Origin of the sequence: 'Fragaria x ananassa' phyllody phytoplasma (assembly GCF_018274325.1) — a bacterium.
Lineage (GTDB): Bacteria > Bacillota_I > Bacilli_A > Acholeplasmatales > Acholeplasmataceae > Phytoplasma.
Map to the genome: position 1 here is coordinate 1 of NZ_JAGVRH010000026.1, position 1488 is coordinate 1488.

At 24.8% G+C, this 1488-nt stretch carries 2 protein-coding genes; both read left to right on the plus strand.

Translation table 11 applies throughout. The features are described from left to right. Positions 1-69 precede the first annotated feature (69 nt). Entirely contained in the window at positions 70-384 is a 315-nt protein-coding gene (locus J8J04_RS03025) for a single-stranded DNA-binding protein (RefSeq protein WP_212332234.1), read from the plus strand. Between the two features lie 47 nt (positions 385-431). Beyond that, a partial coding sequence (locus tag J8J04_RS03030) for a hypothetical protein (protein WP_212332236.1) occupies positions 432-1488 on the plus strand: 1057 nt, incomplete at its 3' end.

A 1488-nucleotide genomic window follows, 5' to 3' on the forward strand; every position in this document is an offset into this window, starting at 1 on the left:
TGCATCTTTGGGTCAAATGGCACCAGTTATGACTTTATTACTATAAATTATTAAGAAAGGAAAAATAAAATGTTAAATAAAGTTCAATTAATTGGTAATATCACTCATGATTTAGATTTAAAACGAATTAGTACTTCTAATGGTGAAATCTCTAAATTAGATTTTCAAATAGCTGTCAATATCAAAGATAAAGTTCAATTTATTCCTTGTATAATTTTTCATAAACAAGCAGAAAACATGAGTTTATATTTACACAAAGGTTCAAAAGTATATTTAGAAGGTTCTTTATCGATTGAAAAATATACGAATAATGATGGCGAAATTAAATCTACTATTAAAGTAATTGTTAAAAATGTTATTTTTTTAGATAGTAAAGATAAATAAAAAAAGCCCCTAAATTAATAGGGGTTTATACAAGAAAGAGAATATAAATGAAAAAAACTAAGTTTAGATTACAATCAAAGGACATTTTTTTAACCTATTCAAAATGTCCTTTGGGTAAAGATAAAATTCATAACCATATTAAAGAATTAATTGCTTCTAAAAAACAAGAAATTTCATATATTATTTCTAACACTGAAAATCATCAAGACCACAAAGAAATCCATACCCACGTTCTTTTTCAATTAACAAAAACTATTGAAATTAAAAGTCAAAGATATTTTGACATTGACGGCTTTCATCCCAAAATTGAAACTGCTCGTGATATTGAAAAATCAATTGACTATATAAAAAAAGATGGTGACTTCATTGAAGAAGGCACCCCTAGACACAAAAAATACGTTCGTCAAAACCAAAAAGAAGAACGTAAACAATTAATTTATGATGAAATATTTAGATTAAAAGATGAATATTATTATGATAATAATTTAACTTTAACTCAAGTTAAAAAAATTCTTGATAATTTTATTATAAATCTAGACCGTGATTTTTATTTAGAACAAACAGAATTTATTAAAAGAATATTAAAAGAAATATTTATTAAAAAAGATGAAGAGTTGAATGAAGAAGAAGAATTTAGCAACGCCGTATATTCTTTTGATTCGTTCAAAACCAACTCTGAAACTAATAAGATAATAGATGCTATAAATTCACAATTAAACATCATGAATTCTAAATTATCAGATAAAAGAATTAAATCTATTGTGATTGAAGGACCTAGTAGACTCGGTAAAACCGAATTCATATTAAGTTATTTAACACACTTAAACCTTCACTATAATTATACCAGAGGTGAGTTTAATTTTAGTAAAGAAAGTCATAAAAACGCTTATAAAGTAAGTATTTTTGATGATATAAGTATACCTGAAATTAGACGTGCAGGTTTGTTAAAAAATATTATAGGTGGTCAAAGAGGCTTTGAATATAATGTTAAATATGCTCCTAAAAGAACTGTTTTAATGCGTAATAGATTAAGTATTTTTTTAGTTAATCCTGATATTTCATTTGAAGATTATTGTAAATGGTCTCGTGATAATGGTCATAGAT